A 14,952-nucleotide genomic window follows, 5' to 3' on the forward strand; every position below is an offset into this window, starting at 1 on the left:
GAACCCCTCGAAGAATCGCTTCCTCAAGGGGTTCGTCTAGGATCGAATCGTAAATTCGATTACTTAACTTCGACTTTCGCGCCAGCTTCTTCGAGCTTCGCTTTGACAGCTTCGGCTTCTTCCTTAGCCACTTTTTCCTTGATGGCTTTCGGAGCGTTGTCGACAACGTCTTTCGCTTCTTTCAGGCCGAGACCCGTGATTTCGCGAACGACTTTGATGACGTTGATCTTGGACGCGCCAGCGTCAATCAGGACAACGTCGAATTCGGATTGCTCGGCAACTTCTGCAGCGCCGCCGCCAGCGACGACAGCAACAGGAGCAGCTGCGGTTACGCCGAATTCTTCTTCGATTGCTTTAACCAGATCGTTCAGTTCGAGGACGCTCATGCCTTTGATGGCTTCCAAGATTTGCTCTTTGCTCATGGTAGTACCTCCATTGATTTGGATTGAATAGGTGTTGGCCTTGCGACGTGCGTGATCGCGATCAGGCGCAAGCCTTACGCGCTTGCTTCGTTCTTCTCGGCGACCGCTTTGACAGCGAGCGCGAAGTTGCGGATCGGAGCTTGAAGGACGCTAAGCAGCATGGACAGCAGGCCTTCGCGGGAAGGCAGGTCCGCCAGCGCTTTGACTTGAGCCGCATCGATGAAACGGCCTTCGACAACGCCGCCTTTCAGCTGCAGGGCGTCGTTCTTCTTCGCGAAGTCGTTCAGGATCTTCGCGGCGGCAACGACGTCCGTTTGGCTGAATGCTACGGCCGTCGGTCCCGTCAGAACGGAGTCGAGTTCGCTCAGTTCCACGTTAGCGGCAGCGCGGCTGACGAGCGAGTTCTTCAGAACTTGGAACTCGATGCCGGCTTCGCGAAGCTGCTTCCGAAGCTCGGTCACTTGCGCGACGTTCAAGCCGCGGTAGTCGGCCACGACGGTGCTCGCGCTCTCGCGCAGCTTCGCCGCGATCACGTTCACTTCTTCTTGCTTCGCTGCGATGATTTTCGCATTTGCCATTTCGTACACCTCCTGGTTCGTGATCCAACCGTATCCGGAGCTTCCCCGGCCGCGGAGGCATAAGAAATGCCTCCGCAGACTCGCGGAGGCATGACGTGATCATCTATCGATCGTAACGCGCTGAAACAGCGACGCACCATTCGAATATATGCACACACCTCGGTAGGAAATTAAGCCTTGCGGCACCTACGGTCTACGGTATCGATATTCAACTTTGAAAGATTACCACGTTCGGTCCAAGCCTGTCAATGCCGCAGAATTTGCCTGCGATTATTGACGGTAAGACGCAGCGTTCAGGCGAGCGCCCGGTCCCATCGTCGAAGAAATCGAGATGTTCTTCAGGTAAACGCCCTTGGCAGCCGCCGGCTTCGCGCGGTTCAATGCATCGACCAGCGCTTTCAGGTTCTCGTTCAGCTTGTCAGCGTCGAACGAGACTTTGCCGATCGGCGCATGAATTTGTCCGGCTTTGTCCAGACGGTATTCGATCTTACCGGCTTTGATCTCTTGCACAGCTTTGGTAACGTCGTTCGTTACCGTGCCGGCTTTCGGGTTAGGCATGAGGCCCTTACCGCCGAGAATCCGACCGAGCTTACCTACTTCGCTCATCATGTCCGGCGTTGCGACGCAGACGTCGAACTCGAACCAGCCCTGCTGGATCTTGTTGATGAGATCGGTATCGCCTACGTAGTCCGCGCCAGCGGCTTCCGCTTCCTTGAGCTTGTCACCCTTGGCGAATACGAGTACGCGCTTCGTCTTACCCGTGCCGTGAGGCAGGACGACGACGCCGCGAACGTTTTGGTCTTGCTTTCTCGGGTCGACGCCGAGACGGACGGCGACTTCGACGGATTCGTCGAACTTCGCGGTGGCTGCTTTCTTCACCAGCTCGATCGCTTCGAGCGACTCGTAAGTCGCGTCACGGTCGATCAGCTTAGCGGCTTCTGCGTATTTCTTGCCGTGCTTTGCCATGTTGTTCTCCTCCTTGTGTGGTGTTAACGGAAGTCTCCTCCCACATGCGCGTCCGCCGATCTAACGGCGAACGGCGCGAACCGCCTGTCCGGGGACGGGGCGGAATTAGTCTTCGATCACAACGCCCATGCTGCGGGCGGTGCCTTCGACCATACGCATAGCCGCTTCAACGGAAGCCGCGTTGAGATCTTGCATTTTTTGCTCGGCGATCTCGCGAACTTTAGCCCGTTTGACGGTAGCGACTTTCTTCTTGTTCGGTTCTCCGGAGCCCTTTTGGATGCCGGCAGCGACGCGCAGAAGGACGGCCGCAGGCGGGGTCTTCGTCTCGAACGTAAAGGAACGGTCCTCGAATACGGTGATGACGACAGGGATGATCAAGCCTGCTTGGTCAGCCGTACGCGCGTTAAACTCTTTACAGAAAGCCATGATGTTGACGCCTGCTTGACCCAGGGCAGGACCGATCGGCGGAGCCGGGTTCGCTTTGCCGGCCGGGACTTGCAGTTTAACCAGCTTAATGACTTTTTTTGCCATGATGCACACCTCCTTGACCAAAATGCGGTATGACGGAACTTTCGTTCCTCCCGCTCTTTCCTTTCAGAAACCCCAGCGGCCGCGAGCGGCGCGCCGTTGACTCATGCAGGCCCGGCTATGTACCGAAGACCAGATGAACCGCAAGATATTATATCTTTTCCACTTGAGTGTAGTCCAACTCGAGCGGGGTTTCCCTGCCAAACATGTTGACGTGGACCTTCAGCTTGCTCTTGTCGTGCAGGATCTCTTCGACCGACCCGACAAAATTGGCGAAAGGCCCGACCTTGACGCGGACGTTTTCCTTGAGCTCGAAATCGATGACCGGCTTCGGCTCTTCCATGCCCATGTGGCGCAGAATCTGCTCCACTTCGTCGGGCAGCAAGGCCGTCGGCTTCGATCCGGAGCCCGTGGAACCGACAAACCCGGTGACGCCGGGCGTGTTGCGCACCACGTACCAAGAATCGTCCGTCTGAATCATCTCGACGAGCACGTAGCCGGGATACACCTTGCGCATCACCGTCTTCTTCTTGCCGTCTTTGTTGACGATCTCTTCTTCCATTGGGACGAGGACACGGAAGATCTTGTCCTGCATGCCCATCGACTCCACCCGTTTCTCCAGGTTGGTTTTCACCTTGTTCTCATACCCGGAGTACGTGTGCACGACATACCATCTTTTCTCCATGGGAAAAGCCACCTTTGGTTCCCGCGTTAAATGACGAGGTCGACAAGACGCGAAATGATGACGTCCAGTACCCAGAAGTAGATCGTGATCAGAACGACGGTTACGATAACGACGATCGTATAGCTGATCAGCTCTTTCCGCTTCGGCCAACGGACTTTCTTCAATTCGGCCCAACTATCGGCAAAGAACGTAAAAAAGGACCCAAAGCTCTGTTTCATTTTGGCCAGGAAAGTCACGTTCCAAAACCTCCTAGAGCTTAGCGCGTTTCGCGATGAGGCGTATGCTCATTGCAGAATTTGCAGAACTTTTTCAGTTCGATGCGATCGGAGTGCGTACGCTTGTTCTTCGTCGTCGCGTAATTCCGTTGCTTGCAGCTCGTGCAAGCGAGCGTGATGATTACCCGCATCTGTAACACCTCCCGGGCTGTGCTAGATCTTGCAAAAAGAAATTGAACCCGGGCTCATCCGATCCCGCCGTCTCACGACAACGAAACCTGGCGTATCACTCGAGATTCAGGGCCTGCGCATAAAACTCCACCTTAAGGTTACTAAAATAATTTATCACAGGGCCCATACGATGTCAACGAAAAGCTGATGTCGGCGAATAGAGGAGAAACGTGGGATTCCCGGCGCAGAGCTCTTTCCTAGTTTCCCCAGGATGCCGGTCCTTTTAAACCGGATCGAGAAAGAAAGATTCGAGAGCCCCAACCGAGCCCCGCCCGTCGCGTCCGATCCCCGGCGGAAGGGGACGCGTCCGCGGAAGGAAGCGGATCCCCGCATCAAAAAAAGCAGCCCGCCCTGCGGCCGCTGCCCTTCCGATGACTATGTATTCGCTAGAATCAGTTCACAATATCGCGGACTTCGAGATAGCGCTCGAGCTTACGCTTAACCCGCTGCAGCGCGTTGTCGATCGACTTCACGTGGCGGTCGAGATCGACGGCGATCTCCTGGTAGGAGCGCCCGTCGAGATACAGCATCAGCACTTTGCGCTCGAGATCGCTCAAAATCTCCGACATCTTGTCCTCGAGGCCGAAAAACTCTTCCTGGTTAATGATCATCTCTTCCGGATCGCAGACGCGGGAGCCGCAAATGACGTCCAGCAGCGTGCGGTCGGAGTCTTCGTCGTAGATCGGCTTATCCAGGGAGACGTAAGAGTTGAGCGGAATATGCTTCTGGCGGGTCGCCGTCTTGATCGCGGTGATGATCTGCCGCGTGATGCACAGCTCTGCGAACGCCTTGAACGAAGCGAGCTTGTCGCCCTTGAAGTCGCGGATGGACTTGTACAGGCCGATCATGCCTTCCTGCACGATGTCCTCGCGCTCGGCGCCGATCAAGAAGTAGGACCTGGCCTTCGCGCGAACGAAGTTCCGGTATTTGTTGATCAGGTACTCGAGGGCTTCGGCATCGCCCAAGCGGACCGATTCGACGATGTCTTCGTCGGTCTTGAAGTCGTATTCGTGCGTTGCAAGTTCATTCAGGTCGACGCTCACGAATCATTCCCCCGGCTTCAAGACGTATTGGGACCCCGGCTGGAATCTACCAAACTACTACCAATATACTTGAAGAATCCCATAGCGTCAACCGATTTAGCCCGGGAGGACGGGGATTTCGAGGCCTGCGCGGTGGAAAAAATGTCACTTGTCCCCATTCTTGCCCTTCTCGTCCCTAATCCCCCTCCTCCACTGCTCCAGTACGCGCTGCACGTCGTCGCTCAGCACCCCTCCGAGGGGATTGCGCTTGGGCGGCGGCTCGCGCCGGATGGTGCGCGCGATCTCGCGGCTGCTCTCCTCGACGGCGAGGCGCAGCTCGCGGGCCGAAATGCGCAGCGCGCCGCGGCCGAACGCCACGCGCTGCTCGACCTGGTCCGAGGTAGCCACGTAAAGGTGGTGCCGCACGGACTTCAGCTCGCCGACGAGCCGTTCGATGCATTCGTCGGCGGATTCCTTCTCGCGCGTGTAGACGATGGTGAGCCGGCGCTGCTTGTACTTGGCGCCGAGACCCGGCACCCGGAACGCGTCGAAGACGACGATGATGCGAAGTCCCGCATAGCTCTGGTAGTCGGCCAAAATATCGAGCAGCCGGTCCCGCGCGTCCTCGAGCTTGTTCAGCTTCAGGCGGGCGAGCTCCGGCCAGTCTCCGATCATATTGTAGCCGTCTACGATGAGCGTGTCCTCACGGCGAAGCATGACCGTCTCCCGAACCCGCGGGGCCCGAGCGTCCCGCCTTCGCCTGCCGCTGGCGGACGGCTTCGTACAGGATGACGCCCGCGGCGACGGATGCGTTGAGGGAGTTCAGCTTGCCGAACATCGGCAGGGAAATCAGGAAGTCGCACTTCTCGCGGACGAGGCGGGACAGCCCCTTGCCCTCGCTGCCGATCACGATGGCGATCGGCCCGGTCAGGTTCGACGCGTAGACGTCTTCGGTCGCGGACGCATCCGCGCCGGCGATCCAGACGCCCGCTTCCTTCAACCGGTCGATCGTCTGCGCGAGATTGGACACCCGCGCCACCGGCACGTGCTCCACCGCGCCCGCGCTCGTCTTGGCGACGACGGCGGTGAGGCTCGCGCTGCGGCGCTTCGGCACGATGACGCCATGCGCGCCCGTGCAGTCGGCGGAGCGCAGGATGGACCCGAGATTGTGCGGGTCCTCCACCTCGTCGAGCAGGACGAGGAGCGGCGCTTCGCCGCGCTCCGCGGCGCGCGCGAGCAGCTCCTCGGGCTCGGCGTAGGACACCGCCGCAGCCTGCGCGACGACGCCCTGGTGCTGAAGCTCCGGCACCAGGCCGTCCAGCTTGCGCTTGTCCGCGAACTGCACGACGACGCCCCGCGCCTTCGCCTCTTCGAGAATCGGCTGCACGAGCTGCTTTTGCGCCTGGTTCGAGATCCAGATCTTGTTCAAGGCGCGCCCGGCCTTCAGCGCTTCGAGCACCGGATGCTTCCCGGCGAGGTATTGCTCGCCGCCCGCTTCTTCCTCGCCGTCCGCCTCGTCCGCGAGATGCGCCTCATACGCCGGGGGACGCCGGAGCGCGTCCTCGCGCTGGCGGCGTTCCTTCGCGGAATCGGCCGCCCCGGCGCGAACGTCTCCGCCCGTCAAGCCTCCGGACGCGCGGCCGTACGGGCCCGCTTGTCCGGCTCGTCCGCCTTGGCCTCCGAATCCGGACCGTCCGCCGCCCGCAGGGCGGCCGCCCTGCGCTCCCCGGTCCTCTTGGCCCGGTTTGCGCGTTTTATGGTTGCGATTGTTCATGATGCTTCTCATCCTTTCGTCCGACATCCGTCAGATCGGCTGCTGCTTGGTCTCGTCTTCAAAGGCAAGGGCGATCAGCTGCTCCAGGCGCTCCCGCTCGCCGCGATAATACAGGAAGCCCACGAGGCATTCCAGCCCGGTGGCCTGCCGGTAGTCGCCGGGATCGGCGTTCCTCGGCGGCTGGCCGGACTTGGCGTTCCGGCCCCGCTTGGCGATGTCGGCCTCCTCCTCGGTGAGCAGAGGCTGCCACCGGGCGAGGAGCCGCGCCTGGGCCGCCGCCGAGACGTACTTCGTCGCGGCCCGGTGCAGCTCGTGCGGCTTGCGCGTATGCCTGGCGATCAGCCGTTGCCGGACGTAGACCTCGAACACCGCGTCGCCCACGTAGGCCAGCACCACCGGCGACAACAGGTGGACCGGCGTGCCGGGCGGCAGCTCCGGCGCGACGACGGGCAGCGGCGCTTGCTCGTCCGGCCCCGTCATTTGCGCCGCCAGCGGATGCCTTGCGGCGTGTCTTCGAGCAGGATGCCCTGCTCCGCCAGCAGGTCGCGGATCTCGTCCGCGCGCGCGAAATCGCGGCGCTTGCGCGCGTCCGTCCGCTCGGCGATGAGGCGGTCGACCTCCTCGTCCAGCAGTCCCGCCCCCGCTTCCGGCGGCAGCAAGCCGAGCACGTCGTCGAACGAAGCGAACAGGCACAGGTAGGCGTTCAGGTCTTCGGCGGACGCGACCTCGCGCTGCAGGTAGCCGTTCGCGTCGGACACCGCCTGGAACCAGACGGTGATCGCGTCCGCCGTGTTGAAGTCGTCGTCCATCTTCGCCCGGAACTCCTCCTGCAGCGCCGAGAGGCGCGCGGCGAGCGCCGGGTCGCCTCCGACGCGGTCCGAGACGGCCGACAGCCGGTGCTTCAGATTGTCCCGGCAGTTGGCGAGCCGCTGGACGCTGTTCTCGCCCTGGCGGATCGTCTCGTCGCTGAAGTTGATCGGGCTGCGGTAATGCGCCGTCAGCATGACATAGCGGATCGCCTGCGCGGTGGCGCGCTGCAACAGCTCCCGCGGGTTGACGACGTTGCCGAGCGACTTGGACATCTTCTCGTTGTCGAGGTTGACGAAGCCGTTGTGCATCCAGTACCGCGCGAGCGGCTTGCCCGTCAGCGCTTCGGACTGGGCGATCTCGCACTCGTGATGCGGGAACTGCAGATCGTGTCCCCCGCCGTGGATGTCGAGCGTCTCGCCCGCGTACTTGAGCGCCATGGCTGAGCACTCGATGTGCCAGCCGGGACGGCCTTCGCCCCAAGGGCTTGGCCAGCTGATCTCGCCCGGCTTCGCCGCTTTCCAGAGGACGAAGTCCTGCGGCGACTCTTTGCGCTCGTCAACCTCGATGCGGATGCCGTACTGCAGCTCCGAAAGGTTCTTGTGCGAGAGCTTGCCGTATTCCGGAAACATTGCCGTCCGGTAGTACACGTCCCCGCCATTCTCGTAGGCGACGCCTTTGGCGACGAGCTCCTCGATAAAGCGGATAATCTCCGGCATCGTCTCCGTGACGCGCGGGTTAAGGCCCGCCGGACGCGCTCCGAGAGCCTCGCGGTCCTCGTTAAACGCGCGAATGTACGTCTCCGCGACTTCCGACACCGTGATGCCGAGCTCGTTGGCCTTGCGGATCATTTTGTCGTCGACGTCCGTGAAGTTGACGATGTAGTTGACGTCGTACCCGATCGACTCCAGGTAACGGCGAACCACGTCGAAGAAAATGACGGGCCGCGCGTTCCCGATATGAATATACCCGTAAACGGTCGGTCCGCAGACATACATATTTACCCGGCCGGGATGGAGCGGGACGAACGGCTCAGCTTGCCTCGTCAGGCTGTTATAGATACGCAAGGTCATGACGATTATGCACTCCTCTTCTATTCTCGGGAGCCCGCGCAGACGGGCTCCGGATCCGGCTTTGGGGCTTCGGCTTCCCGGACGGCGGCTTTCAGGCGCTCCACCTCGGCCATCAGCTCGTTGATCTCTTTTTGCATAAAGCGGAACGTCTCGATCACGGGGTCCGGCAGGTTCGTATGGTCGAGCCGGTCGCTGACGCGCTCTCCGTTGCGCTTGACGATCCGTCCGGGAATGCCGACGACGGTGCTGTCGGCCGGCACCTCGCGCAGGACGACCGAGTTGGCGCCGATGTTCGCGTGATCGCCTACCTTAAACGAGCCGAGCACCTTGGCGCCAGAAGCGATGACGACGCGGTTGCCGATCGTCGGGTGCCGCTTGCCCTTCTCCTTGCCGGTGCCGCCCAGCGTGACGCCCTGGTAAATGACGACCTCGTCGCCGATCTCGCACGTCTCGCCGATGACGACGCCCATGCCGTGGTCGATGAACAGCTTGCGGCCGATCCGCGCGCCGGGATGGATCTCGATGCCGGTGAAGAACCGGCTGACCTGCGAGATCATGCGCGCGACAGTGAACCACCGGCGCTTGTACAAGCCATGGGCGATGCGGTGCGCCCAGATGGCGTGCAGACCCGAATACGTGAATACGACCTCGAAGCCACTGCGCGCCGCGGGGTCATTCTCGAACACCGCTTCGATATCGGAACGTACCGTCTCCCAGAAGCCCATGTTCCACTCCTCCTTCTCCGTTACCATCGCCCGCAGCGTCCCGAACGATGCGGCCCGACCGGCGCCGCTTCGCCGCCAAAATCGGCGGGATGTCGTTCCGGGCCGTCTCCCGCCCGTCCCCGGCACTTCCGCGCCTGCCGCAGCAAATGAAAAAGCCCCCGCAGCTCTCGCTGCAGAGGCGTCATCGTACGCGGTTCCACTCTGCTTGGATCGCGCGCGGCATGTCCGTGCCATGCGTCCGGCCGCGATCCAACTCTTCGGCTCGTTAACGGGTGCCACCCGGCACCGCCTAACGCCCCCGCGCCTCTCCGCCCGCTCTCCCCGGCGGCTGCCCGTTCAGGCGGCCTAGAGGCCTTGCGCGGATGATGCGCCGGCGGTTCGCTCGGCGATGCGGCTCCCAGGCGCATTTCCCTCCCGTCGGATACGAGACTGCTCTCAGCCTAGGCAGTCCTCTCTGGACGATCCTTGCGGGACGTACTCTCCTGTTCGTCGCTGTTACAGCAAGTATAGCCGAACGCCCCCGAAGTGACAAGGGCTAAGCGCTGCGGCTCGTCCGGGCGTCAGCCCAGCGATGCGGCCGTCTCGGTGAGGCTGCGGCCCGTCCGGGCGTCAGCCCAGCGATGCGACCGTATCGGCGAGGCTGCGGCTCGTCCGGGCGTCAGCCCAGCGATGCGGCCGTCTCGGTGAGGCGCTTCAGCACGCGGTCGCGCCTGAGTTAGTTGCATTTGTACATCTAATTTCCCTGCAAAAGGAGGTTAACGGCCAAATAATTGCGTTCGTGCATCTATTTTTGGCGTATGTTCCGATTTCGCGCCTTTTCGTGCTTTTTAGTTGTACTTTTGCAATTAATGGAGGGTCAAGAGGTTATTTCGCTGAAATTAGTTGATCATTTGCAATAAACCGAGCCGGCGCGCTTCAAAACGAACCTCTTGCGGCCCGTCCGGGCGTCAGCACAGCGGACCCGTCCGGGCGTCAGCACAGCGGTCCCGTCCGGGCGTCAGCCCAGCGACGCGGCCGTCTCGGCGAGGCGCTTCAGCACGCGGTCGCGTCCGAGCAGCCAGATGCAGCCGTTCAAATCCGGGCCGTGCACCTGACCGGTCAGCGCCACGCGGATCGGCATGAACAGGGCTTTGCCCTTCGCGCCGGTTTCCGACTGGACGGCCTTGATCAGCGTCTTCATGTTGTCGACCGTGAAGCCTTCTTCGCCCGCCGCCTCGATTTGCCGCGCGAACGCGGTCAGCACGGCGGGAACGCCGGCTTCGGCCAGCACGGCGCTCGCCTCGTCGTTCAGCTCCGGCGCCTCGCGGAAGAACAAATCCGACAGCGGCACGATTTCCGCCCCGAAGCGCAGATGCTCGCGGAACAGCGTCACGAGCGTGGTCGCCCAGGCGAGCTCCGTCTCGTTCGGCTCCTCCGGCAGGCGGCCGGCCTTCTTCAGATGCGGCAGCGTCAGCTCCAGCACCCGCTCCGGCGAAGCCGACTTCAGGTAGTGCTGGTTCAGCCAGTTCAGTTTGACCGTATCGAACACCGCCGGGCTCTTCGACAGCCGGTCCGCGTCGAAGATGCCGATCAGCTGATCGCGGGTGAAGATTTCCTCTTCCCCTTCCGGAGACCAGCCGAGCAGCGCGATGAAGTTCAGCAGCGCTTCCGGCAAATAGCCGAGCTGGTCGTACTGCTCGATGAACTGCACGATCGATTCGTCCCGCTTGGACAGCTTTTTGCGGCTTTCGTTCACGATCAGCGTCATGTGGCCGAAGACCGGCGGCTCCCAGCCGAACGCTTCGTACACCATGAGCTGGCGCGGCGTGTTCGTGATATGATCCTCGCCCCGCAGCACGTGGGAGATCGCCATCAGATGGTCGTCCACCGCGACGGCGTAGTTGTACGTCGGGATGCCGTCTTTTTTCACGATGACGAAGTCCCCGAACTCCTCGGAGCGGAACGAGATCTCCCCTTTGACGAGATCATGGAACGTGTAGGTGCGGTCCTGCGGCACGGCGAAGCGCACGCTGGGCACGCGGCCTTCGGCCCGGAACGCCGCTTCCTGCTCCGCCGTCAGACGGCGGCAGCGCCCCGAGTAGCGCGGCGTCTCGCCTCTGGCCGTCTGCTCTTCGCGCTCGCGCTCCAGCTCCTCTTCGGTGCAGAAGCAGCGGTAAGCAAGGCCGCGGTCCAGAAGCTCCCGCGTATGCTTGTCGTAGATCGCGATGCGTTCCGTCTGGCGATACGGGCCGTATTCGCCGATCCGGTCGATGCTCTCGTCCCAATCGACGCCGAGCCATTTGAGATAGGTCAGCTGGTTTTCCTCGCCGCCCGCGACGTTGCGCTTTACGTCGGTGTCTTCGATGCGGATGACGAAGTCTCCTCCGTGATGGCGGGCGAACAAATAATTGAAAATGGCGGTACGCGCGTTGCCGATATGAAGATGTCCGGTCGGGCTCGGGGCATAGCGGACCCGAACTTTACCGGCGGATGGTTGACTCATAGGTTTTCGTTCCTCCTATCTACCTTGTCGCGTCAAATCATAGCACATCGCGAACGAGGCATACAATCGCCTGCGCGGCGATCCCTTCGCCCCGTCCCGTGAAGCCGAGGCGCTCCGACGTCGTCGCCTTGACGTTCACCTGGGACGGCTCCGCCCCGAGCACGCGGGCGATCACCTCGACCATTGCCGGGATGTGGGGCGCCATCTTCGGCGCCTGGGCGATGATCGTGGCGTCGGCGTTGCCGAGCTTGTAGCCGCGATCGGTCGCCAGCGTCCACACCCGCTCCAGCAGCTTGACGCTGTCGGCGTCCTTGAAGGCGGGATCCGTGTCGGGAAAATGCTTGCCGATATCGCCGAGCGCCAGCGCCCCAAGCACGGCGTCGCTGATCGCGTGCAGCAGCACGTCGGCGTCCGAATGGCCGAGCAGTCCTTTCTCGTACGGAATGCGGACGCCGCCGATGATGCAGTCGCGCCCCTCCGTCAATTGGTGCACGTCGAATCCTTGTCCCACTCTAATCAATGGTGCTCCGCTCCTCCTGCCGGCGCCGTTGCAGCAGCAGCTCCGCGATCGGCAAGTCCTCCGGCGTCGTGATTTTGATATTCACATAATCCCCTTCGACGATGGCGACCTTGCGCCCCAGCCGCTCCAGCAGCATCGCGTCGTCCGTTGCGGCGGCACCTTCTTGCCGGGCCTGCCGGTGCGCCTCCATCAGCTCGACGCGCGCGAACGCCTGGGGCGTCTGAACGGCCCACAGCGTCCGCCGCTCCGGCGTCGAGACGATCATGCCGTCCCCGTCCGCGACCTTGATCGTGTCCTTGACCGGGACCGCCAGCGCGGAGGCTCCGTGGCGCTCCGCCGCCCGGCAGCACGCCTCGATCTGCGCCGGCGAAACGAGCGGGCGCGCCGCGTCGTGAACGAGCGCCCCGTCTGCGGACAGCGCCGCAAGGCCGGCGTATACGCTGTCCTGGCGCTCGGCGCCGCCGGGCACGACGGCGGCCACCTTGGCCGCACCCGCTTCCCGGACCGCCTCCGCCGCCTTAGCTTCCTCGCCCCGGGCGGCGACGACCACGATCGTCTCCACCGCCCCGCAGCGCTCGAACGCTTCCAGCGTGCGGGCCAGCACGGATCGGCCCGCCAGCGGCAGGTACACCTTGTTGTCCGCCGCGCCCATCCGGGATCCCCGGCCGGCCGCGACGACCACCGCTCCCCATTTCATGGGCATGCCTCGCTTTCGGATACATAGAAGAAGAGCGGGACCAATAGAAGCGAGTCCCGCTCTTATTTCTTCTCATCATACCCTCTTACAGCGCTTTTTCCAATAGCTTCGGCTTCGCGAAGATCATCCGGCCGGCCGAAGTTTGCAGGACGCTCGTCACGAGCACTTCCATCGTCGTGCCGATATAGTCGCGTCCGCCTTCGACGACGATCATCGTGCCGTCGTCCAGATAGGCGACGCCTTGACCGTGTTCCTTGCCGTCCTTGATGACCTGGACGACGATCTCTTCGCCGGGCAGGACGACCGGCTTCACCGCGTTGGCCAGATCGTTGATGTTCAGCACGGACACGCCTTGCAGCTCGCACACCTTGTTCAGGTTGAAGTCGTTCGTGACGACTTTGCCCTGCATCGCTTTGGCCAGCTTCACGAGCCGGCTGTCGACTTCGCCGCCCTCGTCGCTCGTATCCTCGTAGATCAACACTTTCACGTCGAGCTCCTTCTGAATTTTGTTCAGAATGTCGAGCCCCCGGCGTCCGCGGTTACGCTTCAGCAGATCGGACGAATCGGCGATGTGCTGAAGCTCCTCCAGCACGAATTCGGGGATGACAAGTGTCCCTTCAATGAATCCCGTTTTGCAAATATCGGCGATGCGGCCGTCGATGATGACGCTCGTATCCAATATTTTGTGCTCCTCGTACCGCTTGCCTTCCTCGCGCCGGGGCTCGGCCGTGCGCCGGGACTCCGTCCAGCGGACCAACTCCTCCTGCTTGCGGATGCCGATATGCAAGCCGGCATAAGCGAACAGCATCGCGACCAGCGCTGCGACGACGCCGCCGACCCGGGGCAGCTCCGCAAGATACGGCTTGACCAGCGCCGATACGATCAGACCGCAGCCGCCGCCAAGCAAGCCGGTCGCGAGCAGCGGCATCGGCAGCGCCGACAACCGGTCGATCCCCCGCTGAAGCGCGGCCGTCAGCGGTCCCGCGAGGCTCGTCGCGATCATAAAGCCGAGCAGCGCGCCGATCGCGGCCGTATACGTGCCGCCCAGTCCCCCGCCCGCGCCGGCGCTCGAAGCGCCGATGACCGGATCCATCCACGATGCCCCGCCGCCGATCCGCCACGACGACCAGCCTTGCCCCAGCAACAAGCCGATCAGCAGACCGGCAGCTTGTATGAAACGTCTCATCAACATATTAATCACTCCTGGGCCATCCATATTTTGCTACTAGTATGGTCCAAATTTCCCCGGGCTAATCGCCCGACCGACCCGGATTCTGAAAGGAATCTCATTTGCGTTCCTTTTGTATTGCCGGACGCCTTGATCTATAATGAGACTAAAGATGTGCCAATCTTCAGGTAACCGAGGTGGAACGGATGAGCGCACCAACGCTGCAGGAGTTCCAGCAGCAGGTCTCGGAACTGTTGCTCCGTCACCGCAGCTTGCTGGATGTCATGACCAAGTACAGTCAATCGAACGCTTCGGTCAACCGGGCGGTATCCAAGGCGATCACCGAATGCGGGTGCATCGAATTGAACGCCAAGCAACAGGGTTTTTCGGAGGAAATGGAGCTCGACCAGGCGAACCGCCAGTCGAAATCCCATATGGCCGGCCAGTTGTGCGAGAATTGCAGCGATATCGTCCGGTCGGAGATGGGCAAAAACCTTTTCTACCTGTCCGCCTACTGCAATCTGCTCGGCATCGACCTCGAAGAAGTAGTCGCCAAGGAGTCGGACAAGTGCAACACGCTGGGCTGGTTTAACTTGACCTAGGCCCGGTCGATCGAAGAAACGGCAAAACGCACCAAACCCCCTGATCTCTTCGCAATGAAGAGTCAGGGGGTTTTCTGCTTGCCGGGCGGTGGTAGCGAGCTGTGCGGAATTTTTGAGTAGCTCCGACTATGTGGCGGTGCAGCTAGCGAGTTATACGGAAAAACCGAATCATTCCGGGCATCTGGGTACAGTTCGCGAATAGTTGTGCGGATTATCCGGATAACTCCCACGTATGCGACGATCCGTCAAGCGAGTTATGCGGAAAAATCGAATAACTCTGGTCATTTAGGCACATTCCTCGGCGAGTAGTGTGGAATTTCCGAATAACTCCGACTATGTGGCGGTGCAGCTAGCGAGTTATACGGAAAAACCGAATAACTCCCGGCACCTAGGTGTATTCCGCGGCGAGTAGTGTGGAATTTCCGAATAACTCCGACTATGTGGCGGTGCAGCTAGC

At 61.6% G+C, this 14,952-nt stretch carries 18 protein-coding genes and 1 other annotated feature; of the genes, 1 reads left to right on the forward strand and 17 read right to left on the reverse strand.

From position 1 onward, the window contains the following. Nucleotides 1–59: 59 nt before the first annotated feature. From rplL to LKX83_RS26715, 17 genes are all read right to left on the reverse strand, one after another. Entirely contained in the window at nucleotides 60–422 is a 363-nt protein-coding gene (gene rplL, locus LKX83_RS26635) for a 50S ribosomal protein L7/L12 (RefSeq protein ID WP_227885879.1), read from the reverse strand. A 74-nt stretch (nucleotides 423–496) separates the two neighbouring features. After that, on the reverse strand, nucleotides 497–1,000 hold the full coding sequence (rplJ, locus tag LKX83_RS26640; RefSeq protein WP_227885880.1) for a 50S ribosomal protein L10: 504 nt from the start codon (nucleotides 998–1,000) through the stop codon (nucleotides 497–499). A gap of 53 nt (nucleotides 1,001–1,053) precedes the next feature. Next, nucleotides 1,054–1,217: a sequence feature (ribosomal protein L10 leader region), on the reverse strand. A 53-nt stretch (nucleotides 1,218–1,270) separates the two neighbouring features. Further along, nucleotides 1,271–1,966, reverse strand: coding sequence for a 50S ribosomal protein L1 (gene rplA, locus LKX83_RS26645; protein WP_227885881.1), 696 nt, complete (start codon nucleotides 1,964–1,966; stop codon nucleotides 1,271–1,273). 105 nt (nucleotides 1,967–2,071) lie between these two features. After that, nucleotides 2,072–2,497, reverse strand: a complete 426-nt coding sequence (rplK, locus tag LKX83_RS26650) for a 50S ribosomal protein L11 (protein WP_227885882.1) — start codon at nucleotides 2,495–2,497, stop codon at nucleotides 2,072–2,074. Nucleotides 2,498–2,645: 148 nt separating this feature from the next. Then, nucleotides 2,646–3,179, reverse strand: coding sequence for a transcription termination/antitermination protein NusG (gene nusG, locus LKX83_RS26655; RefSeq protein WP_185672895.1), 534 nt, complete (start codon nucleotides 3,177–3,179; stop codon nucleotides 2,646–2,648). A 26-nt stretch (nucleotides 3,180–3,205) separates the two neighbouring features. Next, the gene (gene secE / locus LKX83_RS26660; protein WP_227885883.1) at nucleotides 3,206–3,415 is read right to left on the reverse strand and encodes a preprotein translocase subunit SecE; all 210 of its coding nucleotides are present in this window, start codon (nucleotides 3,413–3,415) and stop codon (nucleotides 3,206–3,208) included. Between the two features lie 20 nt (nucleotides 3,416–3,435). Further along, a complete protein-coding gene (gene rpmG / locus LKX83_RS26665; RefSeq protein WP_185672893.1) occupies nucleotides 3,436–3,585 on the reverse strand; it encodes a 50S ribosomal protein L33 in 150 nt (49 codons plus the stop codon). A 432-nt stretch (nucleotides 3,586–4,017) separates the two neighbouring features. Beyond that, on the reverse strand, nucleotides 4,018–4,668 hold the full coding sequence (gene sigH, locus LKX83_RS26670; RefSeq protein WP_185672892.1) for an RNA polymerase sporulation sigma factor SigH: 651 nt from the start codon (nucleotides 4,666–4,668) through the stop codon (nucleotides 4,018–4,020). 144 nt (nucleotides 4,669–4,812) lie between these two features. Beyond that, a complete protein-coding gene (locus LKX83_RS26675) occupies nucleotides 4,813–5,364 on the reverse strand; it encodes an NYN domain-containing protein (protein ID WP_227885884.1) in 552 nt (183 codons plus the stop codon). After that, nucleotides 5,351–6,271 carry a 23S rRNA (guanosine(2251)-2'-O)-methyltransferase RlmB gene (gene rlmB, locus LKX83_RS26680; RefSeq protein ID WP_370639139.1) on the reverse strand — a complete coding sequence of 307 codons (921 nt, stop codon included), beginning with the start codon at nucleotides 6,269–6,271 and terminating at the stop codon, nucleotides 5,351–5,353. Before rlmB ends, LKX83_RS26675 begins: the two co-directional genes overlap by 14 nt. Nucleotides 6,272–6,451: 180 nt before the next feature. Beyond that, nucleotides 6,452–6,901: a Mini-ribonuclease 3 gene (locus LKX83_RS26685; RefSeq protein ID WP_227885885.1), complete on the reverse strand. Its 450-nt coding sequence runs from the start codon at nucleotides 6,899–6,901 to the stop codon at nucleotides 6,452–6,454. After that, the gene (cysS, locus tag LKX83_RS26690) at nucleotides 6,898–8,301 is read right to left on the reverse strand and encodes a cysteine--tRNA ligase (protein ID WP_227885886.1); all 1,404 of its coding nucleotides are present in this window, start codon (nucleotides 8,299–8,301) and stop codon (nucleotides 6,898–6,900) included. The genes LKX83_RS26685 and cysS overlap by 4 nt, the downstream gene beginning before the upstream one ends. A gap of 20 nt (nucleotides 8,302–8,321) precedes the next feature. Then, complete coding sequence (cysE, locus tag LKX83_RS26695) at nucleotides 8,322–9,026, reverse strand: serine O-acetyltransferase (RefSeq protein ID WP_227885894.1); 705 nt, start codon at nucleotides 9,024–9,026, stop codon at nucleotides 8,322–8,324. Between the two features lie 997 nt (nucleotides 9,027–10,023). Next, nucleotides 10,024–11,508, reverse strand: coding sequence for a glutamate--tRNA ligase (gene gltX / locus LKX83_RS26700; protein ID WP_227885887.1), 1,485 nt, complete (start codon nucleotides 11,506–11,508; stop codon nucleotides 10,024–10,026). 37 nt (nucleotides 11,509–11,545) lie between these two features. Beyond that, nucleotides 11,546–12,028 carry a 2-C-methyl-D-erythritol 2,4-cyclodiphosphate synthase gene (gene ispF, locus LKX83_RS26705; RefSeq protein ID WP_227885888.1) on the reverse strand — a complete coding sequence of 161 codons (483 nt, stop codon included), beginning with the start codon at nucleotides 12,026–12,028 and terminating at the stop codon, nucleotides 11,546–11,548. Then, complete coding sequence (gene ispD, locus LKX83_RS26710) at nucleotides 12,021–12,731, reverse strand: 2-C-methyl-D-erythritol 4-phosphate cytidylyltransferase (protein WP_227885889.1); 711 nt, start codon at nucleotides 12,729–12,731, stop codon at nucleotides 12,021–12,023. Before ispD ends, ispF begins: the two co-directional genes overlap by 8 nt. 79 nt (nucleotides 12,732–12,810) lie before the next feature. Continuing rightward, nucleotides 12,811–13,917, reverse strand: a complete 1,107-nt coding sequence (locus tag LKX83_RS26715; protein ID WP_227885890.1) for a PIN/TRAM domain-containing protein — start codon at nucleotides 13,915–13,917, stop codon at nucleotides 12,811–12,813. A gap of 182 nt (nucleotides 13,918–14,099) precedes the next feature. On the opposite strand from LKX83_RS26715, the gene LKX83_RS26720 reads away from it, so the two are divergent. Continuing rightward, nucleotides 14,100–14,495: a nucleoside triphosphate pyrophosphohydrolase family protein gene (locus LKX83_RS26720; RefSeq protein ID WP_227885891.1), complete on the forward strand. Its 396-nt coding sequence runs from the start codon at nucleotides 14,100–14,102 to the stop codon at nucleotides 14,493–14,495. Nucleotides 14,496–14,952 lie beyond the last annotated feature (457 nt).

Source organism: Cohnella baijiui, from assembly GCF_020731285.1.
Taxonomy (GTDB): Bacteria; Bacillota; Bacilli; order Paenibacillales; family Paenibacillaceae; genus Cohnella.

What these genes read in the sequence shown, in the direction of transcription:
- gltX (WP_227885887.1), bottom strand. Translation starts at nt 11,508, where the DNA reads ATGAGTCAACCATCCGCCGGTAAAGTTCGGGTCCGCTATGCCCCGAGC.
- rpmG (WP_185672893.1), bottom strand. Translation starts at nt 3,585, where the DNA reads ATGCGGGTAATCATCACGCTCGCTTGCACGAGCTGCAAGCAACGGAAT.
- ispD (WP_227885889.1), bottom strand. Translation starts at nt 12,731, where the DNA reads ATGCCCATGAAATGGGGAGCGGTGGTCGTCGCGGCCGGCCGGGGATCC.
- rplA (WP_227885881.1), bottom strand. Translation starts at nt 1,966, where the DNA reads ATGGCAAAGCACGGCAAGAAATACGCAGAAGCCGCTAAGCTGATCGAC.
- cysE (WP_227885894.1), bottom strand. Translation starts at nt 9,026, where the DNA reads ATGGGCTTCTGGGAGACGGTACGTTCCGATATCGAAGCGGTGTTCGAG.
- rplL (WP_227885879.1), bottom strand. Translation starts at nt 422, where the DNA reads ATGAGCAAAGAGCAAATCTTGGAAGCCATCAAAGGCATGAGCGTCCTC.
- nusG (WP_185672895.1), bottom strand. Translation starts at nt 3,179, where the DNA reads ATGGAGAAAAGATGGTATGTCGTGCACACGTACTCCGGGTATGAGAAC.
- rplK (WP_227885882.1), bottom strand. Translation starts at nt 2,497, where the DNA reads ATGGCAAAAAAAGTCATTAAGCTGGTTAAACTGCAAGTCCCGGCCGGC.
- LKX83_RS26720 (WP_227885891.1), top strand. Translation starts at nt 14,100, where the DNA reads ATGAGCGCACCAACGCTGCAGGAGTTCCAGCAGCAGGTCTCGGAACTG.
- LKX83_RS26715 (WP_227885890.1), bottom strand. Translation starts at nt 13,917, where the DNA reads ATGTTGATGAGACGTTTCATACAAGCTGCCGGTCTGCTGATCGGCTTG.
- LKX83_RS26685 (WP_227885885.1), bottom strand. Translation starts at nt 6,901, where the DNA reads ATGACGGGGCCGGACGAGCAAGCGCCGCTGCCCGTCGTCGCGCCGGAG.
- LKX83_RS26675 (WP_227885884.1), bottom strand. Translation starts at nt 5,364, where the DNA reads ATGCTTCGCCGTGAGGACACGCTCATCGTAGACGGCTACAATATGATC.
- rplJ (WP_227885880.1), bottom strand. Translation starts at nt 1,000, where the DNA reads ATGGCAAATGCGAAAATCATCGCAGCGAAGCAAGAAGAAGTGAACGTG.
- cysS (WP_227885886.1), bottom strand. Translation starts at nt 8,301, where the DNA reads ATGACCTTGCGTATCTATAACAGCCTGACGAGGCAAGCTGAGCCGTTC.